The following is a 26,173-nucleotide window of genomic DNA, read 5'->3' as shown; positions in this document are numbered from 1 at the left end:
CTATGTTTAAATCAGTAGAAGAATTAGTACGGACGGCAACGGAACGAAACATCCCGATCTCTGAAGTGATGATCGAGCAAGAAGTCCACGTCAGACGCTCGACACGAGAAGAGGTCATGGCGATGATGGAACGTAACCTTGAAGTGATGGAAGAAGCGGTCGAGCGGGCGATGCAAGGCGTGACGTCTGTGACGGGGCTGACTGGGAATGACGCCGTGCTCATGCAAGACTATGTCCGGTCGGGCAAATCACTTGCCGGTGACTTGATTTTAGATGCCGTCGCCAAAGCGATCGGCACGAACGAAGTGAATGCGGCGATGGGACGGATTTGCGCGACACCGACGGCGGGGAGCGCCGGGGTCGTACCGGGGACGCTATTTGCGGTCAAGGACCGTCTCGAGATGGACCGCGATGCGATGATTCGGTATTTGTTCACCTCGGGCGCGTTCGGATTCGTCGTCGCGAACAACGCCTCGATTTCGGGTGCGGCCGGAGGCTGTCAGGCCGAAGTCGGTTCCGCGACCGGTATGGCTGCAGCAGCCATCGTCGAAGCGGCCGGCGGGACACCGGAACAGTCGGCGACGGCGTTTGCGATCGCCTTGAAAAACATGCTCGGGCTCGTCTGCGATCCGGTAGCGGGTCTTGTCGAAGTACCTTGCGTCAAACGGAACGCCATGGGTGGGGCGAACGCGGTCGTCGCGGCTGATATGGCGCTCGCCGGCATCACGTCCCGCATCCCGTGCGATGAAGTCATCTCAGCGATGTACGAGATCGGTCAAATGATGCCGACCGCCTTGAAAGAGACGGCACGGGGCGGACTCGCCAACACACCGACAGCACGTCGGATCGAACGCAATATTTTTGGAGAGAAAGAAAATGCCAAACAGTGACGCGTTGACGACGCTCCGAGGGGTCGGGCCAGAGATGGCCAAAAAATTAGAGACGATGGGTCTCGAACGAATCGAGGACGTGCTAGAGCACGTCCCGTTTCGTTATGAAAATTATAACAGCGGCACTGTGACGACGGCAGTCCACGGGGACCTCGTCAAATGGAGTGGGACCGTTCAAGCGGAACCGCTCGTCCGCTATTATAGTAAAGGCAAAAATCGACTTCAGTTCCGGCTGTTGTTAGAAGAGCGCTACGTCGTCCATGTGACGATGTTCAACCGCGCTTTCTATAAAGACAAATTGGCGCTTGGTGCGACGGTTACGGTCAAAGGGAAATGGGATATGAACCGGATGACGATCAGTGCGACCGATCTCGAGTTCGGTGAGCTCGCGGACGGGTTACAGCCGATCTATTCGCTTCGGGCCGGATTGACGCAAAAGAATTTCAGTCGAATCGTCAAACTCGCCTTCGATCAGACGACGACGTTTGAGGACCGGCTGCCGGAATCAATCCGCTTGCGTTACCGCTTGGAGGACCGGGCGTCGATGCTCAGAGGGATGCATTTCCCTGATTCGATCGAGATGTACAAACAAGCGCGCCGCAGTTATGTGTACGAAGAATGCCTGCTCTATCAATTGAAGCTTCAGGCGTTTCGAAAGATGGAGCGTTCCGGGAAAGGGAGGGCGCTCACGCTCGAAAAAACGCAACTGAACGAGTTCGTCAAGCGGCTCGCTTTCCCGTTGACGGGTGCACAGACGCGCGTCATTCGTGAGATCGTGAGTGATATCGAGAAGCCTGAACGCATGAATCGCCTGTTGCAAGGGGATGTCGGGAGCGGGAAGACAGTCGTTGCCGCGATCGCCTTGTATGCGACAGTGAACGCGGGTTATCAAGGCGCGCTCATGGTGCCGACCGAAATTTTGGCCGAGCAGCATGTCGCTTCGCTTGAACAACTGTTCGAGCCATACGGGATCCGTGTCGCCTTATTGACGAGTTCGGTCAAAGGGAAGGCGCGCGCTACGTTGCTCGAAGCGATCAAAGCCGGTGACGTCGACATCATCGTCGGCACGCACGCCTTGATTCAAGGGCCGGTTGAGTTTTCGCGTCTGCACTTGGCGATCACGGACGAGCAACACCGGTTCGGCGTCGAGCAGCGGAAAATGTTACGAGACAAGGCCGATCTTGCGGACGTCTTGTATATGACGGCGACGCCGATTCCGCGGACGCTCGCGATCAGCGCGTTCGGGGAGATGGATGTGTCGACGATCGATGAGATGCCGGCAGGCCGGAAGCCGATCGAGACGTATTGGGCGAAAACGGATCAAATCGACCGGGTGCATACGATGGTCGAGCGCGAACTGTCACTCGGACGTCAAGCGTACGTCATCGCGCCATTGATCGAGGAATCCGATACGCTCGAAGTCGAGAGCGCAACTGAGTTGTATCATTTACTCAATGAGCGATTCCCGAACTATGCGGTCGGACTCATGCACGGAAAACTGTCGAGTGCCGAGAAAGATGAAGTGATGAAGGCGTTCGCTGACAACTCACTGCAAATTCTCGTGTCGACGACGGTCGTCGAGGTCGGGGTGAACGTGCCGAACGCCTCGCTCATCGTGATCCACGATGCGGAACGGTTCGGTTTGGCCCAGCTCCATCAGTTACGGGGGCGCGTCGGTCGAGGCGCACATCAATCTTATTGTATATTAGTAGGAGACCCGAAGTCTGATGTCGGGAAGCTCCGCTTGAAGACGATGACGGAGACGAACGACGGATTCGTGTTGGCGGAAAAAGATTTAGAACTCCGCGGCGCCGGCGACTTCTTTGGGACAGCCCAAAGCGGGTTGCCGAGTTTCCGTGTCGCCGACCCGGTCCTCGACCTCAAAGTGATGGAAGTGGCGATGCAAGACGCCGTCCGCTTGCTCGGCAGCGAGACGTTTTGGCAGGAGTCCTCGTACAGGCCGCTGCGTCAATACTTGAAGCGACTCGACTTACTTGTCGGCGAAAGGTTAGAATAACACTTGAAAATTAAAACTAAAGAATATATACTGCTATTAGTACCAGGTATTAAGTTCTTTAGGGAAGAGTTTAGGAGGGAACTGAATGCGGGTACCTAAGAAGGAGCGGCAACGCTTACTGCAAGAAACGATTGAACATAACCCGTTCATTAAAGACGACGAACTGTCGAAGCAGTTCGCCGTCAGCATTCAAACGATCCGTCTCGATCGGATGGAGCTTAAAATTCCTGAAGTCCGGGAACGGATCAAGCATGTTGCTTCAGAGCACCTCGATGAAGTGAAGTCGCTCGCAATGAGCGAGGTCATCGGTGATATGATTGACTTGAAACTCGACGAATCGGCCATCTCGGTTCTCGACATGGAAAGAGAACACGTCTTTAGCCGCAATGAGATCGCCCGTGGACACGTCTTGTTCGCTCAGGCCAACTCGTTAGCGGTGGCGCTCATCGACGACGAACTGGCGTTGACCACTAAAGCGGAAATCCGGTTTAGTCGCCAAGTTCATCTCGGAGAGCGAGTCGTTGCCAAGGCTCGTGTTGTCAAACTGCGTCGAGACGGACGGACGGACGTCTCAGTGGATAGTTATGTCGGCGAAGAGTGTGTCTTTAGCGGAGACTTCACGATTTATCGTCGCGGTGAGGAGGAACAAGTATGAAGTTAGCAATTGATGCAATGGGTGGGGATCATGCCCCAAAAGCAATCGTGGACGGCGTAAAACAATTTGCTGAAAGTTTTCCGGACGAGCAGATGGAACTGTTTCTAGTCGGTGATGGAGTGAAGCTTGCGTCCTACGGGTTGACCGACCCGCGGATTACAATCGTTCCTGCGAGCGAAGTCATCACAGGCGAAGATGAACCGGTCCGGGCGGTTCGCCGGAAAAAAGACAGCTCGCTCGTCGTAGCGGCTCAGCTCGTCAAAGACGGGAAAGCAGATGGACTCGTATCGGCCGGGAACACCGGGGCGCTCATGGCGGTTTCGCTTTTTGTCATCGGTCGGATTCCTGGAATCGAACGTCCGGCACTGTCGCCAACGTTCCCTACATATACGGGTAGCGGTGTCGTCGTCTTAGATGTCGGGGCCAATCCGGACGCTAAGGCAGAACATTTGGTTGATTACGCGATCATGGGTTCGCTATACGCCGAGCACGTCCGCGGCATCAAGCGCCCACGTGTCGCACTCCTAAACATTGGGACGGAGGCTGGGAAAGGAAACGCGCTGACGAAAGAAGCGTTCCCCCTCCTCGAACAGGCTCCGGTCCACTTCGTCGGAAACGTCGAGGCCCGCGAGGCGATGTCAGGTGACGTCGATGTCATCGTGACAGAAGGATTTGCCGGAAACATTTTGTTGAAAGGTGTGGAGGGTGCTTCGTCAATGCTCATGAAAATGTTGAAAGAACAGTTCACGAGCGATATTGTCTCGAAGCTTGCCGCTCTCGTCTTAAAACCGAAACTGAAAAACTTGAAACAAACATTAGATTATCGTGAGCAAGGTGGTGCGGGCTTGTTCGGAATCAACGCCCCCGTCATCAAAGCGCACGGGTCGAGTGACGCACTAGCCATCATGAGTGCGCTCAAACAGGCGAAAATCATGGTTGACCATGATGTCGTCGCGAAAATCAAACAAGCGAAAGCAACAGACTAACGTAAAGAAGGTGAGTACATGAGAGAAGCGTGGATATTTCCCGGCCAAGGGTCACAAACAGTCGGTATGGGTCAAACGTTCTTAGACGATCCTGAACAGATGCAAGCGATCGATCGTCGACTCGGATTTGATTTGCTCGACGTCATGGCGGCCGGATCAAAAGAAGAGCTTCAACAAACGGAAGTCGCACAACCTGCCATCGTGGCGCACGCGGCGCTGCTCGCGCTCGCACACGGGAAGACCGGTGCCAAACCGGACGTCGTGATTGGCCATAGTGTCGGTGAGTATGCGGCACTCGTCGTCGCGGGCGTCATCGATCTCGAAGAAGCGTGTGTGCTCGTACGTGAGCGCGGTAAGCTCATGTCCGAGGTGAAGGATGGAACGATGGCAGCGGTCATCGGCATGACCGATGTCGCAGAAGCGTTCCACTTGACCGAGAAGATCAGTGCCAGCGGAAACCTTGTACAAATCGCCAATTACAACTGTCCGGGCCAGTTCGTCATTTCGGGTCACGTCGACGCGGTCAAACAAGCAGAGACAGACTTAAAACAGGCTGGGGCGAAACGCGTGTTGCCGCTAGACGTGTCAGGCGCGTTTCATAGCTCGTATATGATGCCTGCTGCGACACGGTTTAAAGATGTGCTCGCATCGTCACCGTTCAAAGATGCGACGATTGGGATCATTTCGAACGTCGACGCGGCGGTCCATACTGACGCCGAGAAACTAAAAGCTCTTCTTACCGAGCAACTGTACGCCTCGGTCCGGTTTGAGGACTGTGTCCGGAAAGCGATTACTGAGGGGGTCGATACGTTCATCGAGTTCGGTTCGACGTCACCGTTGTCCGGGCTCATCAAACGAATCGATAAAAACGTGACACTTAAACAAGTGACGACGTTAGAAGAGGTTGCAGCGTTAGGGGGAGAAGTGCGTGCATGACCAAGTAGCAATCGTGACGGGTGCGTCCCGGGGTATCGGGGCCGCCATCGCGAAGCGTTTAGGGGAAGACGGCTTTCGAGTCGTCGTCAATTACTCGGGTAGTGTCGAGCAAGCAAAAGCAGTCGTTGCAGCCATTGAAGCGGCGGGCAGCGAGGCGATCGCCGTCAAAGCGGACGTCTCGAACGCTGACGATGTGAAAGCACTCGTCAAGACGGCAGTCGATACGTTCGGCCGTTTGGATTGCCTCGTCAACAACGCCGGGATCACACGAGACGGTCTGCTCATGCGCATGAAAGAGACCGACTTTGACGATGTGCTCGCGACGAACTTGAAAGGCGCGTTCTTGACGTCGCAAGCGGCGACGCGTCCGCTCCTCAAGTCGAAATCAGGGCGCATCATCAACATCGCCTCGGTCGTCGGAATCACGGGGAACGCCGGACAAGCGAACTATGCGGCAGCGAAAGCTGGACTCATCGGACTCACAAAATCGGTGGCGCGCGAGCTCGCGGCCCGTCACGTGACGGTGAACGCGGTCTGTCCAGGCTTTATCGAGACCGACATGACCGGTGCGTTGACAGACGCGCAGCGCGAAGCGACGCTCGGACAAATTCCGTTCAATCGCTTCGGCCAAGTCGAAGACGTGGCGAGCATCGTCTCGTTTCTCGCGTCAAGCGAGGCCGCTTACGTGACCGGGCAGACGATCGCCGTCGACGGCGGCATGACGATGGCGTAAAAACAGAACTTTACCAATTGTAGTACATTTAATATAATTTACTTTGGAGGGATTTTATCATGACAAAAGAACAAATCTTAGTAGACGTACAAGCAGCAGTAGCAGAGAAACTCGGGAAAGACGTTTCTGAAATCACAGCCGAAAAATCATTTAAAGACGACCTCGGTGCGGACTCGCTCGAAGTGATGGAAATGGTCATGGACCTTGAAGACAAGTTCGATATCACAATCGAAGACGAAGATGCCGAGAAGCTTGCAACTGTGGGCGACGTCGTGTCTTACATCGAAACAAAATTGTAATCAAGCCTCCCACCGCTCATAATGAGCGGTGGGCTTGTGCTTATACACGGAGGGACTTATGACAAAGGATAAGCGACGGTTCGACCGTCAAGGGTCGGCGCAAAGACGCCGACGAAATGAAGTGGAGCGAGCACGTATCGTGGAGAAGTTCACGTCACTCGAGGAACGACTTGGTGTGAAATTTACGAACCAAGAACTGTTAATGCAGGCGTTCACCCATTCATCATATGTCAATGAACAACGCGGTTTGAAAAAAGACAATGAACGGTTAGAGTTTTTAGGAGACGCGGTGCTCGAGTTGACAGTGTCCCGGTTTTTATATGAGACGTATCCGGAGCGCTCCGAGGGGGAATTAACGAAGTTACGGGCGGCCATCGTTTGTGAGCCGTCGCTCGTGAACTTTGCCGAAGCCTACGCTTTCTCTGATTTTATCTTGCTTGGAAAAGGGGAAGAGCTGACAGGCGGACGGAAACGTCCCGCGTTACTCGCCGATGTGTTCGAATCATACATCGCCGCCCTCTACCTTGACCAAGGGATCGAACCAGTAGAACAGTTCCTCGCCGAAGCGGTTTTTCCGAAAGTCTTAGCCGGTGTGTTTGAAGAGCAGACCGATTATAAGAGTCAACTTCAAGAGAGTGTACAGCGCGAAGGGCTCGGCCCGGTCACGTATACGATCATCGAAGAACGCGGTCCGGCCCATAGCCGTGAATTCGTCTCCCACGCTCGTCTCAGTGACGATATCGTCGGCGAAGGGATCGGTCGTTCGAAGAAAGAAGCCGAGCAGATCGCGGCTAAAGAAGCGTTGATCGAATTCAATCGGCGATACGCCGGCCTATAAAAAAAGGAGTGGACCCGCGCGGGTCCACTCCTTTTGGTTACGTCAATTGGCCAAGTTCCTCGACGAGACCGTCGACTTCAGAGATCGAGAGTGATGACCGGTTCATCACGTAGTCGTAAATCTCTTTCACGGCCGATGCATCGGCTTTGTTATATTCTTCCGCCTTGATCGCACCGCGGTTGATGATGTTCATTTTATCGAGGATTTCCTCGATCATTTGTTCATTCGTCATGTGTAGTACCCCTTTCTACAGTTCTTTTTAGAATAGCATGATTCTAGCATTTTGACGAACTAGCAACTGTGGTAAAATAAACGAATGAATGCTTACTTAGGATAGGATGGTCACGATGCACTTAAAACGAATCGAACTCGCTGGCTTTAAATCGTTTGCCAAGCGGATTGAACTAGATTTCCGTCCCGGCGTGACAGCCGTGGTTGGACCGAACGGGAGCGGGAAATCAAATATATCGGACGCTGTTCGCTGGGTACTCGGCGAACAGTCGGCCAAATCGCTCCGTGGGGCGAAAATGGAAGATGTCATCTTTGCCGGTAGCGAAGGCGAGAACCACCGCAACGTCGCCGAAGTGACGCTCGTTTTAGATAATAGCGATGCGCACTTGCGCCTGCCGTATGAAGAAGTGAGCGTAACGAGACGCGTGACGCGCAGTGGCGACAGCGACTATTTCATGAATAAAAAGCCGTGCCGCCTGAAAGACGTCATCGACTTGTTCATGGATACGGGTTTGTCCCGTGACGCGTTTGCGATCATCGGGCAAGGACGGGTCGAACAAGTCATCTCGGGTAAACCGGAAGATCGCCGCGCCGTCATTGAAGAAGCGGCCGGCGTGCTGAAGTACCGCCAACGCAAAAAACAAGCGGAACGAAAGTTGCAAGACACCGAGCTGAACTTGTCGCGCGTCGACGATATCTTATACGAACTTGCCGACCGGGTCGAACCGCTTCGTGAACAAGCGGCACTCGCTCGAGAGTTCCAAGTCGCCAAGGCGCGGCATGACGACCTCGAGACCGGGATTCTCGGTGCCGAGATCACTGAGCTCAAGGCGAAGATCACTTTCGCCACAACACAACAGACGGCAGCAGAAGAACAGTTACGCAACCAAGAAGCGACGCTGAACGCGCTCGGCACCGAACGGGCCGCGCTCGAGGAAACATTGACCGAGCATCGGGCCGTCCTCGAGACGCTCCATCAGGATGAGCGTCTTCAAGCGACTGAGCTCGAACGGCTCTCAGGAGATATTAAACTCGCCAAAGCGCGAGAAGAACACGGGGCAGAGACGAAAGAACGACTCGAGCGCCAACGCGCGGAGTTGGTCGAAGAGACAGAGCAATTGCAGTCGCGATTGTCGGTCGCTCAAACGGACAAAGCCTTGAAGTCAGAAGCGTTGCAGACCGTTGAGGTGACACGTGACGAGCTCGCGCGGAAGCTTACGGCGGCGACTCGCGATTTCAACGCGGAGATCGAACAGCTTCAAAGTGAAGCGTTCGAACTGGCAACGACACGAGCCACGCTCAGCAACCAACAAAAACGGGAACGACGTGACATCGAACAGGCAGAGGGAGCGAAAGCACGTCTCCTGCGTGAGAACAAGGACCGGCTTGATGTTCGAACCGAACAGACCGCCTCGCTCGATGCAAACCGAGATCGTCTTGAAGCGGTACGTACGGCTTGGCAGGAACTGCTGGCCGAAGAAGAGGCATTGGTCGCTAAGGAAGTCGCGCTCCGAGAAAAGTTGTCGCGAGCCGAACAATCGTATCATGACCTCGACCGGCGCCGTCAAAAGACCGAAGACCGGATCGACATGTTAGAGCGGATGAAGCAATCATATGAAGGGTATTTCCATGCCGTCAAATTCGTATTGAAAGACCGTGCGAGCGGTGTGCTCGGAGCGGTTGCAGAGCTGATTCAAGTGCTCCCATCATATGAGGCCGCCATCGAGACGGCACTCGGTCAAACGCAACAACACGTCGTCGTTGAAGATGAAGCGGTCGGCCGCCGTGAGATCGACAAGTTGCGCCGGGCTAATGCCGGGCGGGCTACGTTCGTCCCGATGACGACGGTGAAAGAGCGCTTTATCCCGAGCGAGGTCGCCCATCGTCTCGAGGCGATGGATGGCTTCGTCGGCATCGCATCCGATCTCGTGACGACGGAACCTTTGTTTGACAAATTGAAACGGTCCTTGCTCGGGGCCGTCATCGTGGCCAAGACGCTCGAGGTCGCGAACCGGATCGCTCAGACGACGGGCTATCGCTACCGGATCGTCACGCTCGACGGCGATATCGTCAACGTCGGTGGTTCGATGACAGGGGGGAGCCGGAAACAAGGCGTCGCCCTGTTCACCCAGTCAAGAGAGCTCGATGATTTGAAACAAGGATTGACGCAAGGGTTGGCCATGCTGCACGAACAGCAGCTTCGTGTGACGGAGTATGAAGCGGAGACGAGTCGCCTCAAACAGTCGCTCCACACGCTCAGAACACGGAAACGGCAAGAGGAAGAGACGCTCCGGGCGTTAGAGACCTCGTTCCGGGAATTAGAGCGGACGACCCAGGACGCGAAAGCACAACTCGAACTGTTCGATCACGAGATGAATCGCTATACGCATACGATTGAAACATCTTCGGCAGAATTGACGCGCCTCGCAAGTGAACTCGAGGCGACGGAAGTGTTGCAGACGTCGCTGCGGACAGAGCTCGAGCAGTTGCGTGCGGAGCAGGCGAAAGGCGCGGAGACGACGGGGCAATTGCAAGAAGCAATCCGTCTAAACGAGCTCGACCTGCAACGTCATACGCTTGACCTGGATCGGGTGAATACGGAAGTCGAACGGCTCGTTGCCGAAGTCGACAAACAGACAACCCGACTCAATCAAATCAAACACGAACTCGAGCGGCTCGAAAGCGGACGGATCGTCTCATCCGCGGAACTTCGAATCGAGCATGACGAGGCGACGGAGCAGATGAAAGTGTTGAAAGGGCGAATTGAAGCGCAGTCGCAAACGCTGAAAACAGAGGAAGAGTCACATCGTATCCTCAGACAGCGTGAACAGCAGGCGATGGACGTTCGCCGCCAATTCGAGGCCGACGTCCGTAAGCTTGAAACTGAGGCGAATGAACTCGAGTTGAAACAGCAGTGGAAACTAGACGCCCTCGAAGAACGTGGACTCGTCTATGACCTGCTCCCGGTATTATCGATCCCGCTCGACGAGGCGAAAGAAGAGTTCAAGTTGCTCGTCCGTCAAATCGAGGAGATCGGACCTGTCAACTTGAGTGCGATCGAAGAGTTTGAACTCGTCAATGAACGGTTCACGTTCTTGTCTGAACAGCGAGACGATCTCGTCAATGCGAAACAGGACCTGTACGACGTCATCTCCGAAATGGACCGAGAAGTGACACGGTTGTTCAACGAGACGTATGCGACCGTCCGCACGCATTTCAAACAGACGTTCAAAGAACTTTTCGGAGGCGGCGAGGCCGACCTTAAACTCGTCGATGCGACTGATTTATTAAACACAGGGATCGATATCGTCGCCAAACCGCCCGGCAAAAAGTTACAGACGTTGAGTCTGTTGTCTGGTGGCGAACGGGCACTGACCGCGATCGCGCTCTTATTTGCGATTTTAAAGACGCGCCCTGTCCCGTTCTGCGTGCTCGACGAGGTCGAAGCAGCGCTCGACGAGGCGAACGTCCACCGGTTCGGTGAATACGTCCGCACGTTGTCGATCGATACACAGTTCGTCATCATCACCCACCGTAAAGGGACGATGGAGGCGGCCGACACGCTCTATGGCGTGACGATGCAACAAAACGGTGTCTCGGAGGTACTTTCGGTCGAATTATCAGAAGCGAAACGTGTCGTCGAGACAGATGAAGAGATGGAGGAATTGACTTGAGTTTTTTTAAAAAATTAAAAGATAAATTGACGACCTCGACACAAGAGGTGTCGCAAAAGTTTACAGACGGGTTGACGAAAACACGTGACGGGTTTGCGAGCGCCGTCAACGACCTCGTCTATCGGTTCCGTGAAGTCGATGAGGACTTCTTCGATGAACTTGAAGATTTGCTCATCCAGGCGGACGTCGGCGTCACGACGACGATGGACCTCGTCGAAGATTTAAAAGAAGAAGTGAAGCGTCGCAATTTGAAAGACCCGGCCGCCGTCCGCGACGCCCTCGTCGAAGTCGTGGCGAAACGTCTACAAGAAGACGAGTCAGACCGCGAGTTGAACATGCAGGACGGGTTGACCGTCATCTTGTTCGTCGGTGTGAACGGTGTCGGCAAGACGACGACAATCGGAAAACTCGCCCATCAGTTGAAAGCAGAAGGTCGTTCGGTCATGCTTGCGGCGGGAGATACGTTCCGGGCCGGCGCGATCGACCAGCTGCAAGTATGGGGTGAACGTGCCGGTGTCCCCGTCATTCGCCAAGCGGAAGGGTCAGATCCGGCCGCGGTCGTGTTTGATGCTGTCCAAGCCGCGAAGTCACGCGGTGTCGACGTCTTGATTTGCGATACGGCAGGACGACTCCAAAACAAGGTCAACTTGATGAAAGAGCTCGAGAAAGTGAAACGGGTCATCGAACGCGAAGTGCCAAACGGTCCGCACGAAGTCTTGCTCGCGTTAGACGCGACGACGGGACAGAACGCGATGCTTCAAGCGAAGGCGTTTCAGGAAGCGACGAACGTGAGCGGGATCGTGCTTACGAAGTTAGACGGGACGGCCAAAGGCGGCATCGTCCTCGCGATCAGAAACGAGCTCGATATTCCGGTCAAATACGTCGGTCTCGGTGAAAAAATTGATGATTTACAGGCGTTCGACCCAGAGCAGTTCGTCCTCGGACTATTCGGTGACGTATTTGAAGAAAAAAACCAGACAAACGATGACCTCGCCTAACTTTCACTGTTAAGAAAAAAACTTGACAAGACGTTAGGACGGCTGTACTATTGTTAGTTGTAAAGGGATTTCACTTAACATGTGGAGGTGAGAGGTATGTCGCTCGAAAAGACGAATCGAATGAACTACTTATTCGATTTTTATCAAGCGCTTCTCACGCCGAAACAGCGCAACTACATGTCTCTTTATTACCTAGATGACTACTCGCTCGGAGAGATTGCGGAAGAGTTTGAAGTCAGCCGTCAAGCGGTCTACGATAACATAAAGCGTACCGAAGCAATGCTTGAGCAGTATGAAGAAAAGCTGGAGCTGTTCGAGAAATTCGAGCAACGGCAACTGCTTCTCCAAACGCTCAGACGTCAAGTCGAGCAAATGCCCGACGTGACGGAGACGGTTTCGGCGCTTGAGAATTTAGAGTAGGGGGCTGAAGCATGGCATTTGAAGGATTATCAGAACGGTTGCAATCGACATTGGCGAAAATGCGGGGGAAAGGTAAGATTTCCGAAGCAGACGTCAAAGAGATGATGAGAGAAGTTCGTCTCGCGCTCCTTGAGGCCGACGTTAACTTCAAAGTGGTCAAACAGTTCGTCAACGACGTGAAAGAACGGTCAATCGGCCAAGACGTCATGAAATCGTTGACACCTGGACAACAAGTCGTCAAGATCGTTCATGAAGAATTAACGACCTTGATGGGAAGTGACGTCGTCCCGATCACCTTTAGTTCAAAACCACCGACAGTCGTCATGATGGTCGGATTACAAGGTGCGGGTAAGACGACGACGACCGGAAAGCTCGCGAACTTGATTCGCAAAAAGCATAACCGGAGTCCGCTTCTCGTCGCTGCTGATATTTATCGGCCGGCGGCCATCAAACAGCTCGAGACTCTCGGCAAGCAACTCGATTTACCGGTGTTCTCACTTGGCGATCAAGTGACGCCGGAAGAAATCGTCACAAAAGCGCTCGAGCACGCCAAAGTTAATCATCACGATTTCGTGTTGATAGATACGGCCGGTCGTCTTCATATCGACGAGACGCTCATGGGCGAACTCGAAAATGTGAAAACGATCGCCAAACCGAATGAAATCTTCCTCGTCGTCGATGCGATGACGGGTCAAGATGCGGTCAACGTGGCCGATCGCTTTAATGATTTGCTCGGAATTACCGGCGTCGTGTTGACAAAACTCGACGGTGATACACGTGGTGGGGCAGCCCTTTCAATCAAGGCAGTCACGGGAGCGCCGATTAAGTTCGTCGGTCTCGGTGAAAAGTTGGATGCCCTCGAACCTTTCTATCCGGAGCGCATGGCGTCACGGATCCTTGGAATGGGTGACGTGCTCACGCTCATCGAAAAAGCGGAGTCACAAATGGACCAAGATGCCGCGAAAGAGCTTGAAAGCAAAATTCGTGATGCATCGTTCACGTTCGATGATTTTATCGAGCAATTGGGTCAAGTGAAAAACATGGGCCCAATTGATGAATTACTCTCGATGTTACCTGGTGCAGGTAAGATGAAAGGGTTGAAGAACGTCCAAATCGACGAGAAGCAACTCGATCATGTCGAGGCAATCATCCGGTCGATGACGAAGCATGAGCGCACGAATCCTGAAGTGCTCAACGCCAGTCGTCGCAAGCGGATCGCAAAAGGGAGCGGTCGTTCCATCCAGGAAGTGAACCGTCTCATCAAACAGTTCGATGACATGAAGAAGCTCATGAAGCAGATGTCAGGACAAATGAAAGGGAAGAAAAAAGGTCTCGGCCTTCCATTCTTCTAAGAAAACTTTTGTCAGTCAGGCAAAAAAGCAGTATACTATTAAAGTTGTCAATTCTTAAACACATAATGGAGGTATATTACCATGGCAGTTAAAATTCGTCTCAAGCGCATGGGCGCAAATAAATCACCTTTTTACCGGATCGTTGTAGCAGATTCACGTTCACCACGTGATGGCCGTTTCATCGAACAACTCGGTCACTACAACCCGGTTGCAAAACCAGAAGCAGAAGTTCGCATCAACGAAGAACTCGCGCTCAAATGGTTGGCAGACGGCGCGAAGCCATCTGACACAGTCCGCAACTTGTTCTCTAAAGCAGGGATCATGGAGAAATTCCACAACGCGAAAAACGCGAAGTAACCCTGTGGCCGACCTTTTATGAGGTCGGCCTATTTTTTTGAGGAGGTTTTATGATGGATTGGTTAAACGTAGGCAAAATCGCCAACACGCACGGTTTAAAAGGGGAATTGAAGTTGCTCGCCGCGACTGATTTTCCAGAAGAACGCTTTAAAATTGGTGAGACGCTCTACCTTGACGTCGACGGGAAGAAGATGCCGCTCGAAGTGACGACGTATCGTCCGCACAAACAGTTCCATCTCGTCACGTTCAAAGGGCTAGACAACATCAATCTCGTCGAGAAGTACAAAGGGATGTCGCTCTACGTCCATGCCGGAAACGTCCACGAGCTTCCGGAGCATGAATTTTACTACCACGAGATCATCGGATGCGAGGCCGTCGTCGACGGAGAAGTGATCGGTGTCGTCGAGGACATCTTTGAGACCAATGGCGCGAACGACGTCTGGGTCATCAAGCGTCCCGGCAAGACGGATGCGCTCATCCCGTACATCGAGTCGGTCGTCAAAGACATCGACGTCGAAGCGAAACGTGTCATCATCACGCCGATCCCTGGAATGATCGACGATGAAAATTGATGTCTTGACCTTGTTCCCGGAAATGTTCGCCCCGCTTGATCATTCGATCGTCGGGCGTGCCCGGACACTCGGCCAAGTCGAAGTGCAGTTCACGAACTTCCGTGACTTCTCGACGAACAAACATCATAAAGTCGATGATGCTCCGTACGGAGGCGGCGCCGGGATGCTACTCACGCCACAGCCGATGTTTGATGCGTTCGATTCGCTCGCAAAGTCGAAGCCGCGCGTCATCGTGACGACGCCGACGGGGCGACCGTTCAATCAACGTGTCGCCGAAGAATGGGCGAACGAAGAGCATTTGATCTTTTTATGCGGACATTACGAAGGATTCGACCAACGGATCCACGACGAACTCGCGACAGACGAAGTGTCGATTGGAGACTTCGTGATGACCGGTGGTGAACTCGCGGCGATGGTCATGATCGACGCGACGGTTCGCCTCATCCCGGAAGTGCTCGGCGATCAAGCGAGCCACGAGGACGACTCGTTCTCGACCGGACTGCTCGAATATCCGCATTATACGAGACCGGCTGACTTCCGCGGCCTCAAAGTCCCGGACGTCCTGTTGTCGGGCAATCACGCCAAAATCGAGTCGTGGCGCCGCGAGCGTTCGCTCGAACGAACGTTCAGGCGTCGACCGGAACTGTTAGACCAAATTGATCTGTCGCCGGCCGATAAAAACTTCATCGAATCGTTGCGCGATTCATAAAATTATGCTATGTTTGAGCATGTGGGTTAGCCCCACCGATTACCGATGTTCCGCTATTGGATGCCGAGGCAAACGAAGATATGAACATTGAAGAAAAAGGAGATCAATTCATGAACGCACAAAAACTGTTCCGTGAAATCACAGAAGAACAATTCAAATCGGACGTCCCTGCTTTCCGTCCTGGTGACACAGTACGTGTCCACGTTAAAGTCGTAGAGGGAACGCGTGAGCGTATCCAGATCTTCGAAGGCGTAGTCATCAAGCGTAAAGGTGGCGGCATCAGCGAAACATTCACAGTCCGTAAGATTTCTTACGGCGTAGGTGTTGAGCGTGCATTCCCGCTTCACTCACCGCGTGTCGCGCAAATCGAAGTCGTTCGTTACGGTAAAGTTCGCCGTGCGAAACTTTACTACCTCCGCAACCTTCGCGGTAAAGCAGCACGTATTAAAGAAATCCGTCGTTAAGATGGGGAAAGCTTGTCGCTTGCGACAAGCTTCTTTTTTTCTAGTACAATAAGTTCAAACGGACAGAGGAGTGAGGCAATTTGAAAGAAGTGTTCAGTTGGCTTAAAGCAATCGTAGTGGCGCTCGTCATCGCGTTCGTGATCCGGACGTTCATCTTTGTACCTGTCATCGTCGAAGGTGAGTCGATGATGCCGACGCTCCAAAACGCCGATCGGATGATCGTCAGCAAAATCTCTAACTACGTCGGTGAACTCGACCGGGGCGATATTATCGTCTTTCATGCGACTGAATCAAAGGACTATATTAAACGCGTCATCGCCATTCCTGGAGATACGCTTGAATATCGGGACGATACGCTCTACTTGAACGGAGAAGCAGTCGAAGAACCGTATTTAGAGGATTTTCAAGCCCAAATGAACGGCTTTCCTCTAACCGAGAACTTTACGCTCGAACAAGTGACAGGTGAAGCGGTCGTACCGGAAGGCTCATACTTCGTTATGGGAGATAACCGACAAAACTCGAAAGACAGCCGTGAAATCGGCTTTGTCTCGAAAGAAAGCGTCGTCGGCAAAACGAACTTTGTGTTCTGGCCGATGGGTGACTTCGGGACGGTAGAAGAATAAGGTGGTGTTTTTTTGGCAATTCAATGGTTCCCTGGCCACATGGCCAAGGCGCGAAGACAAGTAACAGAAAAGTTAAAACTGATTGACGTCGTCATCGAACTCGTCGATGCACGTGTTCCGCAATCGAGCCGAAATCCGATGGTCGATGAGATCACGGCCGGTAAACCGCGGCTGATCGTGTTGAACAAGGCTGACATGGCCGATCAAGCCGTCACCGACGCCTGGATGCGCGCCCTGAAGCGTGACGACATCGAAGTCGTCGCCGTCGATGCGAAGCATAGCAAAGGCTTAAAGCAGCTCATGACGGGCGCAGAGAAGCTCATGCAAGACAAGCACGACCGCATGCGTGAGAAAGGCCGTAATCCTGGCCCGATCCGCGCCCTCATCATCGGCATCCCGAACGTCGGGAAGTCGACACTGATCAACCGGCTCGCCGGGCGCAACATCGCCATCACCGGGGACCGCCCTGGTGTGACGAAACGGCAGCAATGGATCAAGATGAAAGGCGGCGAGATGGAACTGCTCGACACGCCTGGTATTCTGTGGCCGAAGTTCGAGGACCAGATGGTCGGATATCGCTTAGCTGCTACGGGTGCGATCAAGGACGACATTTTAAACCTTGATGACATCGCGATGTATGCAGCGCGTGAACTGCGCGCCCGTTACCCGGAACAGTTGAAAGAGCGGTTTAAACTCGACGACTTGCCGGAAGACGCGGTCGAACTGCTCGAGTTGATCGGGAAAAAACGTGGCCTTCTCAGCGGCGGCTACGTCGATTTCGAAAAAGCGAGCGAACTATTATTGAATGAGCTTCGTCATGAGAAGATCGGACGTGTCTCGCTTGAGACGCCGGCAGATCATAATATGGCGTGAAGTCCTGTGAAAACAGGGCTTTTTTGGATAGGAGGCAGATCGTGACGATTCAAGAGATTAAACAACGGCTAAAAACCGTCCGATATGAAGAGTGGGACGATGTCCGGGCCGAACTGAAGGATGACCCGCGCGCGGGCGTCCAGGCACTCCTGGAGCAACGTCAGAGACGGTTTGACGCGGAGCGGGACGAGCGGGACGACTATACACGCCGCCTGCAGTATGAGGCCGAGCTGAAACAGCAAGGCTTCAAGTTGGTCGCTGGCATCGACGAGGTCGGGCGGGGACCGCTCGCGGGTCCTGTCGTCGCGGCGGCTGTCGTCTTGCCGGACGATTTTTACAGCCCGGGACTGAACGATTCAAAGAAGATGACGAAAGCGGCACGGGAACGAGCGTACGCAACGATTCTCGACGAGGCATTCGTCGGGGTCGGAATCGTCGACGCGGAAGTGATCGATCAAATTAATATTTATGAAGCGACGAAGCTCGCGATGACCGAGGCGGTCCGACAGCTTGACGGGGCCGACGCGCTCTTGATTGACGCGATGACACTCGAACTTGATTTGCCGCAGACGTCGCTCATTAAAGGGGACGAGTTGAGCGTCTCGATCGCGGCGGCGAGCGTCGTCGCCAAAGTCGTCCGCGACAAGATGATGGAAGAGTTCGCCGCGACGTATCCGGGATACGGTTTCGAACGCAACGCCGGATACGGGACGGAACTTCATTTGAACGCGTTGAACGAGCGCGGCATCACACCGATTCATCGCAAGTCGTTCGCACCGATTAAACATATGATATGAAAGGGGGAGCCCGATGCGGATCGATCACCAAGGCGTCCTGCCGTTCAAAGTCACCGAACAGACGTCGCGTCAGCTGCTCGTCGGCAACACGGTCGTCGGCAGGGTGCTCCAGCTCTTGCCCGGGAACGAAGCGGTCATGCAACTGCCGCAAGGACTGTTCCGGGTCGGGGTGAACGCAGACGTTAAAGAGAACGTCACGTACAAGATGGTCGTCACCGAGCTCGAACCGAAACTCGTCCTGAAAGTGATGCCGCCTACGGCGGAACCGGCCCAGGCCGGGAAGACACCGGTGACGTTACTCTTAGAACAACTCGGCCGCTTCTCAAAAGAGGCCATCCAGACACCGGAATCCGTCAAAGCGATGGGACGGCAACTGCTCGAGAGCGGAGCGGGAAGTGACGTCAAACAGCTCGTCGGGGAACTGTTCAAGGCGAAAGGCGACCCGAAGTTTGAACAGTTCGTGCGGGCCCAAGAGACGTTCAACGCGGTCCAGACGCCGCCGTTCGTCGTCCAAGCATTTCACATACCGCAATTAGGACCGTTCGAACAAGTTAGGTTCCGGCTTGAGGCCCCGAAAAGCGAGATGATCGACGCAGACCATGCCCGTATCGTCTTATTTCTAGAAACGCCTCGCTTCGGCGAGACGGGCATCGACCTGCTCGTTCAAAAGCGGCACGTCACCGTGAAAGTATTCAACGAACAACACGACTTGTCCCCGTTCATCAAAGCGTACGAGCCGCTGCTCGGCAGTGCGCTCAAAGCGAACGGCTATGAACTGTCCCGATTCTCGTTCGAAGTGAGACAAGAATCGCTCCCCGAGACGTTCGCCCCGTTAGGAAAGGTGGATTTTCATGTATGATGGACCGTAAAAAAGCAATCGCCTTGTCTTACGAACAATCGATGGAATCTCCGCGCGTCGTCGCGAAGGGCGGCGGCCTCGTCGCCGAACGGATGCTCGCCCTCGCACAAGAGAACGGTATCCCGATCCATGAAGACCCGGCGCTGTTGTCACTCCTGTCAGCGTTACAGATCGAAGAGCATATTCCGGACGACTTGTATCAAGTGATCGCCGAGCTTTTTGTGTTTCTCTATCAGATGGAACAAGGTAAAATCGAAAATGTCTAGGGGTAGATGTGAAAAAAAGATGAAAACTTAAAGCAAGAACGATAGACAGCGCTTTCAGTTTTTCGTTACAATAGATATGCCGATATCAAAGGGGACTAAGGGGGAAACTAAATGAATATCCATGAGTATCAGGCGAAAGAATTGCTTAGAACGTTTGGAGTGGCCGTACCTACGGGCTATCCGGCTTTCACGGTAGAAGAAGCAGTTGCAGCAGCCGCCAAGCTAGACGGTGAATTGAAAGTAGTCAAAGCACAGATCCACGCAGGTGGCCGCGGGAAAGCCGGTGGCGTCAAACTTGCCAGAACGGATGAAGAAGTAAAACAGTACGCGACAGAGATTCTCGGTAAGACGCTCGTCACGCACCAGACTGGACCTGAAGGAAAAGTCGTGCAGCGCCTCTATATCGAAGAAGGTTCTGCCATCGATCAAGAATTTTACTTAGGACTTGTGCTTGACCGTTCGATCGGCCGAATTGTCATCATGGGTTCATCTGAGGGCGGTATGGACATCGAAGAAGTCGCTGAACATACTCCTGAAAAGATTCATAAAGAAATCGTCGACCCGGTCGTCGGACTCCGTCCGTTCCAGGCGCGCCGTCTTGCTTTCAAGATGGAAGTGCCGACTAAACTCGTCAACAAGTTTAGCGACATGGTCATGAAGCTTTATAAAGTGTACGTCGAGACGGACTGCACGATTGCGGAGATCAACCCGCTCGTCACGACGAAAGACGGTAACGTCGTCGCGCTCGATGCGAAATTGAACTTTGACAGCAACGCGCTTTATCGTCATACCGACATCGTCGACCTTCGTGACACGACGGAAGAAGATCCGCGTGAAGTCGAGGCGTCGAAACACGACCTTAGCTATATCGCCCTTGACGGCAATATCGGCTGTCTCGTAAACGGTGCCGGCCTCGCCATGGCGACGATGGATATCATCAAGCACTACGGCGCCGAACCCGCTAACTTCCTCGATGTAGGCGGCGGTGCGACAAAAGAAAAAGTCACAGAAGCGTTCAAATTGATTTTGTCGGATGACCAAGTCAAAGGAATCTTCGTCAACATCTTCGGTGGCATCATGAAGTGTGACATCATCGCCGAAGGAATCGTCGCGGCGACAAAAGAAATCGGACTCGACTTGCCACTCGTCGTCCGCTTAGAAGGAACAAACGTGGATGCGGGAAGACGCATTCTCGATGAATCTGGACTTGCGATCACTTCTGCGACCTCGATGGATGATGGGGCAGAAAAAATCGCGGCACTCGTTCGATAAGGGGGAAACGACATGAGTATTTGGGTGAATCAAGATACAAAAGTGATCATTCAAGGGATCACGGGGAAACAAGGTATGTTCCACGGCGAACAGATGTTAGCGTATAACACGAAACTGGTCGGCGGGGTCACACCTGGTAAAGGTGGTACGACCGTACTCGACAACGTACCTGTGTTTAACACTGTCTCTGACGCGGTCGAGGCGACCGGTGCGAACGCATCGATCATCTACGTGCCACCAGCTTTCGCGGCCGACTCGATCATGGAAGCGGCTGATAGCGGCATCGAACTCATCATCTGCATCACGGAAGGGATTCCTGTCATCGACATGATCCAAGTGAGCCGCTATCTCGAGGACAAACCGGCCCGTTTGATCGGACCGAACTGCCCAGGGATCATCACGCCGGGTGAGGCGAAACTTGGCATCATGCCAGGCTACATCCACACGAAAGGCCATGTCGGCATCGTCTCACGTTCAGGGACGCTCACGTATGAAGCGGTCCATCAGTTGACGACGGCCGGAATCGGCCAATCGACTGCGGTCGGGATCGGTGGGGACCCGGTCAACGGGACGAACTTCATCGACACGCTCCAAGCGTTCAACGAAGATGAAGACACGCTTGCGGTCATCATGATCGGCGAGATCGGTGGGACGGCTGAAGAAGAAGCCGCTGAATGGGTCAAGGCGAACATGACGAAACCGGTCATCGGTTTCATCGGTGGTCAGACGGCTCCTGAAGGCAAACGGATGGGCCACGCTGGAGCGATCATCTCAGGCGGAAAAGGAACGGCCGCTGAAAAAATCAAGACGTTAAACGCAAACGGGATCGAAGTCGCCGAGACACCTGCTGTCATCGGTGAGACACTCATCCGTGTGCTTAAAAATGAAGGTCTGTATGATGCTTGTGTCACGGGACAACCGACGACGTAAGACCAATCGGAATGAGGGGTGCGCGCATCCCTCATTTTTTTAAAGGAGATTGTGATGAATCAAACAATAGCTCGTTTTGCGGCAGAACGTTTGCCGGTCGAGTTCGTCCATCATTACTTATCAAATCCGGGTCTGACGGAACAGAATTCGTTCCATCCGAACGTTTGGAAAAAAGCGAATCGGGCGTTCCGTTCAACGGTCACGTATGACCGTTTTTTGACGTGGGAGGACGAATTGTTCCCACGAATGCTCTTACATATCCCCAACCCTCCGTACTGTTTGTTTTATCAGGGCGATTTAGAGGTACTACAAGAACAAACGACCGCTTTGGTCGGGAGTCGTGAATTGAATCGGATCAGTCGACCGCTCGTTGAATATTTACACCCTTTAATAGAAGAAACTGTATCGATTTCAGGCGGCGCGATCGGTATTGACGGACTCGTTCATGAGTTGGCAGTCAGGCGGAACCGACCGACGATTGCGGTCCTCGGTTCCGGCTTTTCGCACATGTATCCACATGTTCATCACCAACTGTTCGACCAGATCTCGAAACAAGGATTGCTCCTCAGTGAATATACTCCGGAAACACCTGTCAAAAAATTTCAATTTTTAGAACGAAATCGAATTGTCAGTGGATTAGGCGACCGGCTCGTCGTCGTCCAAGCGAGACGAAAGAGCGGGACGATGAATACGGTGAGTCATGCGCTCGAGCAAGGCAAGACGGTGTTTGCGGTGCCGGGAAGTCCGCTCGATCCGTTAGCGGAAGGACCGAATAAATTGATTGAAGAAGGAGCGATTCCTTTGACGAATCCCGACCAAATTTTGAATGGTGTGATGATTGCACGTTGACAAACGGTCGATAACATGAATATTATGGTAGGGATTTAAATGACCTCCAAAAGGGGAGCAGATGTATGGCAAAATATTTGGTGATCGTCGAATCACCTGCGAAAGCAAAGACAATTAAACGTTATTTAGGATCAAACTACACGGTCAAAGCGTCCATGGGTCACGTCATCGATTTACCGAAGAGTCAACTCGGTGTCGACGTTGAACATGACTTTGAACCGAAGTACATCACGATCCGTGGAAAAGGCCCAGTGTTAAAAGAACTGAAGACGGCCGCTAAAAAAGCGACGAAAATTTTTCTCGCGGCTGACCCGGATCGCGAAGGGGAAGCAATCGCCTGGCACTTAGCCCGTGCCCTCGGCGTCGATGAAACGACAGAATGTCGTGTCGTCTTTAACGAGATCACAAAAGATGCGATTAAAGAATCATTTAAACATCCACGCAAGATCAATCACGATCTCGTCGACGCCCAACAGGCGCGACGGATTCTCGACCGTCTTGTCGGATACGGGATGAGCCCGTTGTTATGGAAGAAAGTCAAAAAAGGTTTGTCAGCCGGTCGTGTTCAATCTGTCGCTGTCAAAATGATCATCGACCGCGAACGTGAAATCAACGCCTTTGACCCGGAAGAGTACTGGACGATTAAACTGATGCTCAACCATGAGGGTGAGACGTTTGAGACATCGTTCTACGGAAAAGACGGGAAAAAGATGGAGTTGAAGACGGAAGCGGATGCCGACGCCGTCCTCAAGACGATCGATGAGTCATTCAAAGTCATCGATGTCACGAAGAAAGAGCGGAAGCGTAACGCATCATTACCGTTCACGACAAGTTCACTCCAACAAGATGCGGCCCGGAAACTGAACTTCCGCGCCAAGAAGACGATGATGCTCGCCCAGCAGCTTTACGAAGGAATCGACCTTGGTAAGAAAGAAGGGACTGTCGGGTTGATCACGTATATGCGTACCGACTCGACACGAATTTCTGACTTGGCGAAAGACGAAGCGAAATCGTATATCGAATCGACGTTTGGTCCAGAGTACGTCGCCTCTCAAAAACAGAAAGAGAAAAAAGCGGCGAACGCACAGGATGCCCACGAGGCGATCCGGCCGACGTCGGCGTTACGTGACCCGGCTTCGATGAAGGCGTACTTGTCACGGGATCAACTCCGATTGTATAAACTCATCTGGGAACGGTTGGTCGCGAGTCAAATGGCGCCAGCAATTCTTGATACGGTGAAAATCGACGTCGAATCGAACGGCATGATTTTCCGTGCCAACGGATCGACCGTCAAATTCCCAGGTTTCATGAAAGTGTATATCGAGTCAAAAGACGACGATATCGAAGACACGAACTTAGAGCGGGAAGGATTGCTTCCGCCGCTTGAAGTCGACGACCTGGTCGCATTCGAGACGGTCGAGCCGAAGCAACACTTCACCCAGCCACCACCGCGTTACAGTGAGGCGAGACTCGTCCGAGCGATGGAAGAGCTCGGCATCGGTCGTCCGTCGACTTACGCGCCGACACTCGACACGATCCAAAAGCGCGGTTACGTCGTGCTTGAAGAGAAAAAATTCATTCCGACCGAGCTCGGAGAACTTGTCATCGAGATGATCGATGAGTACTTTAACGACTTCATCACGGTACAGTTCACAGCCGACATGGAGACGCTTCTTGATTCGATCGCCAATGAAGAGGTCGAGTGGACGGAAGTCGTTGCCCCGATTTACCGGTCATTCGAGAAACGTTTGAAACGGGCCGAATCCGAAATTGAGAAGATCGAAGTGAAAGACGAGCCAGCCGGTATCGATTGTGAAATCTGCGGTTCGCCGATGGTCATCAAGATGGGACGGTACGGCAAGTTCATGGCTTGTTCTGGATTCCCGAACTGTACGAATACGAAGCCGGTTCAAGTCGAAATCGGCGTCCCGTGCCCGAACTGTAAAGACGGACAAGTCGTCGAGCGCCGCAGTAAGAAAGGTCGCCTGTTCTATGGCTGCTCGAACTATCCAGACTGTGAGTTCGTCTCATGGGACAAACCGGTCGCGAAACCGTGTCCTGAATGCGGTAAGTTGATGGTTGAGAAAAAGATTAAAGATGGCGTCAAATATCAATGCACGAACTGTACCCATACCGAGGTACATCAGTTAGAGGAGGATTAACCTTGCAGCAACGTGTAACTGTGATCGGAGCGGGCCTCGCCGGCTCCGAGGCGGCTTGGCAACTCGCAAAACGCGGGATTCAAGTCGATTTGTATGAAATGAGACCAGTCCGACAGACGCCGGCGCACCATACGGATCAGTTTGCTGAACTGGTCTGCTCGAACTCGCTTCGGGCGAACGGACTTCAAAATGCGGTCGGTGTGTTAAAAGAAGAGATGCGCACACTCGACTCGCTCATCTTGAAAGCGGCGGATACGGCTAGCGTTCCGGCCGGTGGCGCTCTCGCCGTCGACCGTCACGACTTCGCCGGCTTCGTCACCGACACGCTCAAGAATCATCCGCTCGTGACGGTACACAACGAAGAGATTAAACAGATTCCGGACGGGATCGTCATCATGGCGACGGGACCGCTCACGTCTCCTGACTTGTCTGCTTCATTGAAAGCTTTCACCGGTGAAGATTATTTATACTTCTACGATGCGGCCGCTCCGATATTAGACGGAGAGACGATCGACCGAGAGAAGGTCTACTTGAAGTCACGTTATGACAAAGGCGAGGCGGCTTATCTCAACTGTCCGATGACGGAAGAAGAGTTTAATCTGTTTTACGAAGAACTCGTCAAAGCCGAAGTCGTACCGCTCAAAGAGTTTGAGAAAGAGATTTACTTCGAAGGCTGCATGCCGTTTGAAGTGATTGCTCAACGCGGGAAGAAGACGCTCTTGTTCGGACCGATGAAACCGGTCGGACTCGAAGATCCGAAAACAGGTAAACGTCCGTTTGCGGTCGTCCAACTCCGCCAAGACAATTCGGCCGGAACGCTCTATAACTTGGTCGGGTTCCAAACCCACCTCAAGTGGGGCGAGCAAAAACGGATCATTCAATTGATCCCAGGTCTCGAGAATGCGGAGATCGTCCGTTACGGTGTCATGCACCGGAACACGTTCATCAATTCACCGAGCCTGTTGAAACCGACGTATCAGGCCCGTACTCGCGATACGCTATTTTTCGCCGGTCAGATGACCGGTGTCGAAGGCTACGTCGAGTCAGCCGCGTCAGGACTACTCGCCGGAATCAACGCGGCGAAGATGGTTGCCGGTGAAGAGCTGGTCGTCCTCCCGCGCGAGACGATGCTCGGTTCGATGGCGCATTACATCACGACGACAGACGGGAAGCACTTCCAACCGATGAATGCAAACTTCGGTCTCGTGCCGTCGCTCGAAGATGCGCCGAAGAAGATGAAAAAGCAAGAACGCTATGAGCGCTATGCGAATCGTGCCCTTGAGACGATTCAGCAATATAAAGAGATTTAAGGGAAAGGAGCCAATTTTTGGTTCCTTTTTTTGTGAATTTAAATTTCAATTGTGTAATTTGTACAATACTTTGAAAATTTTCAGATTATTGAAGGGGTTTC

27 protein-coding genes are annotated in these 26,173 nt (G+C 53.1%); 26 read left to right on the top strand and 1 reads right to left on the bottom strand.

The window, feature by feature from the left end; all coding sequences use genetic code 11:
* Positions 1–2 precede the first annotated feature (2 nt).
* The 8 genes from sdaAA (at position 3) to rnc (ending at position 7,354) form a co-directional block, all read left to right on the top strand.
* Positions 3–890, top strand: a complete 888-nt coding sequence (sdaAA, locus tag KNP77_RS02020) for an L-serine ammonia-lyase, iron-sulfur-dependent, subunit alpha (protein WP_070327520.1) — start codon at positions 3–5, stop codon at positions 888–890.
* Positions 877–2,907, top strand: coding sequence for an ATP-dependent DNA helicase RecG (recG, locus tag KNP77_RS02015; RefSeq protein WP_131489843.1), 2,031 nt, complete (start codon positions 877–879; stop codon positions 2,905–2,907). The genes sdaAA and recG overlap by 14 nt, the downstream gene beginning before the upstream one ends.
* A gap of 85 nt (positions 2,908–2,992) precedes the next feature.
* Positions 2,993–3,562 (top strand): transcription factor FapR, encoded by a 570-nt coding sequence (gene fapR, locus KNP77_RS02010; protein ID WP_016509712.1) that lies wholly within the window; start codon positions 2,993–2,995, stop codon positions 3,560–3,562.
* Complete coding sequence (plsX, locus tag KNP77_RS02005) at positions 3,559–4,548, top strand: phosphate acyltransferase PlsX (protein WP_070327518.1); 990 nt, start codon at positions 3,559–3,561, stop codon at positions 4,546–4,548. Before fapR ends, plsX begins: the two co-directional genes overlap by 4 nt.
* 18 nt (positions 4,549–4,566) lie before the next feature.
* Complete coding sequence (gene fabD, locus KNP77_RS02000) at positions 4,567–5,484, top strand: ACP S-malonyltransferase (protein WP_214888051.1); 918 nt, start codon at positions 4,567–4,569, stop codon at positions 5,482–5,484.
* Positions 5,477–6,217 carry a 3-oxoacyl-[acyl-carrier-protein] reductase gene (gene fabG, locus KNP77_RS01995; protein WP_070327516.1) on the top strand — a complete coding sequence of 247 codons (741 nt, stop codon included), beginning with the start codon at positions 5,477–5,479 and terminating at the stop codon, positions 6,215–6,217. Before fabD ends, fabG begins: the two co-directional genes overlap by 8 nt.
* Before the next feature lie 59 nt (positions 6,218–6,276).
* A complete protein-coding gene (gene acpP, locus KNP77_RS01990) occupies positions 6,277–6,516 on the top strand; it encodes an acyl carrier protein (RefSeq protein ID WP_016509693.1) in 240 nt (79 codons plus the stop codon).
* Positions 6,517–6,637: 121 nt separating this feature from the next.
* On the top strand, positions 6,638–7,354 hold the full coding sequence (gene rnc, locus KNP77_RS01985; protein ID WP_070327951.1) for a ribonuclease III: 717 nt from the start codon (positions 6,638–6,640) through the stop codon (positions 7,352–7,354).
* A 37-nt stretch (positions 7,355–7,391) separates the two neighbouring features.
* Here rnc and KNP77_RS01980 read toward each other — a convergent pair whose 3' ends face one another.
* Positions 7,392–7,586 carry a DUF1128 family protein gene (locus tag KNP77_RS01980; protein ID WP_016509709.1) on the bottom strand — a complete coding sequence of 65 codons (195 nt, stop codon included), beginning with the start codon at positions 7,584–7,586 and terminating at the stop codon, positions 7,392–7,394.
* Between the two features lie 115 nt (positions 7,587–7,701).
* Here KNP77_RS01980 and smc point away from each other — a divergent pair, with 115 nt between their 5' ends.
* The 18 genes from smc to trmFO all read left to right on the top strand — a co-directional run bounded on the left by smc (position 7,702) and on the right by trmFO (position 26,072).
* Positions 7,702–11,259, top strand: a complete 3,558-nt coding sequence (gene smc, locus KNP77_RS01975) for a chromosome segregation protein SMC (protein ID WP_251138867.1) — start codon at positions 7,702–7,704, stop codon at positions 11,257–11,259.
* Positions 11,256–12,257 carry a signal recognition particle-docking protein FtsY gene (gene ftsY, locus KNP77_RS01970; RefSeq protein ID WP_131465298.1) on the top strand — a complete coding sequence of 334 codons (1,002 nt, stop codon included), beginning with the start codon at positions 11,256–11,258 and terminating at the stop codon, positions 12,255–12,257. The genes smc and ftsY overlap by 4 nt, the downstream gene beginning before the upstream one ends.
* Positions 12,258–12,353: 96 nt before the next feature.
* Positions 12,354–12,677 (top strand): putative DNA-binding protein, encoded by a 324-nt coding sequence (locus tag KNP77_RS01965; RefSeq protein WP_070327513.1) that lies wholly within the window; start codon positions 12,354–12,356, stop codon positions 12,675–12,677.
* An 11-nt stretch (positions 12,678–12,688) separates the two neighbouring features.
* Positions 12,689–14,029 carry a signal recognition particle protein gene (gene ffh, locus KNP77_RS01960; protein ID WP_070327512.1) on the top strand — a complete coding sequence of 447 codons (1,341 nt, stop codon included), beginning with the start codon at positions 12,689–12,691 and terminating at the stop codon, positions 14,027–14,029.
* A gap of 81 nt (positions 14,030–14,110) precedes the next feature.
* Positions 14,111–14,386 (top strand): 30S ribosomal protein S16, encoded by a 276-nt coding sequence (gene rpsP / locus KNP77_RS01955; RefSeq protein ID WP_021067098.1) that lies wholly within the window; start codon positions 14,111–14,113, stop codon positions 14,384–14,386.
* Between the two features lie 53 nt (positions 14,387–14,439).
* Complete coding sequence (gene rimM, locus KNP77_RS01950) at positions 14,440–14,958, top strand: ribosome maturation factor RimM (RefSeq protein WP_070327511.1); 519 nt, start codon at positions 14,440–14,442, stop codon at positions 14,956–14,958.
* A complete protein-coding gene (gene trmD, locus KNP77_RS01945; protein ID WP_131465296.1) occupies positions 14,948–15,667 on the top strand; it encodes a tRNA (guanosine(37)-N1)-methyltransferase TrmD in 720 nt (239 codons plus the stop codon). Before rimM ends, trmD begins: the two co-directional genes overlap by 11 nt.
* Before the next feature lie 110 nt (positions 15,668–15,777).
* Positions 15,778–16,131 carry a 50S ribosomal protein L19 gene (rplS, locus tag KNP77_RS01940; RefSeq protein WP_070327950.1) on the top strand — a complete coding sequence of 118 codons (354 nt, stop codon included), beginning with the start codon at positions 15,778–15,780 and terminating at the stop codon, positions 16,129–16,131.
* A gap of 80 nt (positions 16,132–16,211) precedes the next feature.
* On the top strand, positions 16,212–16,754 hold the full coding sequence (gene lepB / locus KNP77_RS01935) for a signal peptidase I (protein ID WP_016508241.1): 543 nt from the start codon (positions 16,212–16,214) through the stop codon (positions 16,752–16,754).
* A gap of 12 nt (positions 16,755–16,766) precedes the next feature.
* On the top strand, positions 16,767–17,627 hold the full coding sequence (gene ylqF, locus KNP77_RS01930) for a ribosome biogenesis GTPase YlqF (RefSeq protein ID WP_131440287.1): 861 nt from the start codon (positions 16,767–16,769) through the stop codon (positions 17,625–17,627).
* Positions 17,628–17,668: 41 nt separating this feature from the next.
* A complete protein-coding gene (locus tag KNP77_RS01925; RefSeq protein ID WP_302050620.1) occupies positions 17,669–18,424 on the top strand; it encodes a ribonuclease HII in 756 nt (251 codons plus the stop codon).
* Between the two features lie 13 nt (positions 18,425–18,437).
* Positions 18,438–19,283: a hypothetical protein gene (locus tag KNP77_RS01920; protein WP_071399590.1), complete on the top strand. Its 846-nt coding sequence runs from the start codon at positions 18,438–18,440 to the stop codon at positions 19,281–19,283.
* Positions 19,283–19,549, top strand: coding sequence for an EscU/YscU/HrcU family type III secretion system export apparatus switch protein (locus KNP77_RS01915; RefSeq protein ID WP_016508266.1), 267 nt, complete (start codon positions 19,283–19,285; stop codon positions 19,547–19,549). Before KNP77_RS01920 ends, KNP77_RS01915 begins: the two co-directional genes overlap by 1 nt.
* Positions 19,550–19,660: 111 nt before the next feature.
* On the top strand, positions 19,661–20,821 hold the full coding sequence (sucC, locus tag KNP77_RS01910; RefSeq protein ID WP_070327507.1) for an ADP-forming succinate--CoA ligase subunit beta: 1,161 nt from the start codon (positions 19,661–19,663) through the stop codon (positions 20,819–20,821).
* Between the two features lie 12 nt (positions 20,822–20,833).
* Complete coding sequence (gene sucD, locus KNP77_RS01905; RefSeq protein ID WP_070327506.1) at positions 20,834–21,751, top strand: succinate--CoA ligase subunit alpha; 918 nt, start codon at positions 20,834–20,836, stop codon at positions 21,749–21,751.
* Between the two features lie 54 nt (positions 21,752–21,805).
* On the top strand, positions 21,806–22,600 hold the full coding sequence (gene dprA / locus KNP77_RS01900; protein WP_251138866.1) for a DNA-processing protein DprA: 795 nt from the start codon (positions 21,806–21,808) through the stop codon (positions 22,598–22,600).
* Between the two features lie 65 nt (positions 22,601–22,665).
* Positions 22,666–24,762, top strand: a complete 2,097-nt coding sequence (gene topA, locus KNP77_RS01895) for a type I DNA topoisomerase (RefSeq protein ID WP_071399592.1) — start codon at positions 22,666–22,668, stop codon at positions 24,760–24,762.
* 2 nt (positions 24,763–24,764) lie between these two features.
* Entirely contained in the window at positions 24,765–26,072 is a 1,308-nt protein-coding gene (gene trmFO / locus KNP77_RS01890; RefSeq protein WP_483297946.1) for an FADH(2)-oxidizing methylenetetrahydrofolate--tRNA-(uracil(54)-C(5))-methyltransferase TrmFO, read from the top strand.
* The last annotated feature ends 101 nt before the right edge of the window (positions 26,073–26,173 follow it).

The sequence above is a fragment of the Exiguobacterium sp. s142 genome (assembly GCF_018618455.1).
In the GTDB taxonomy this organism is placed as follows: Bacteria; Bacillota; Bacilli; order Exiguobacteriales; family Exiguobacteriaceae; genus Exiguobacterium; species Exiguobacterium aurantiacum_A.
The sequence above is the reverse complement of the archived record's forward strand: the minus strand, read 5'-3'. Positions and strand labels throughout refer to the sequence as shown.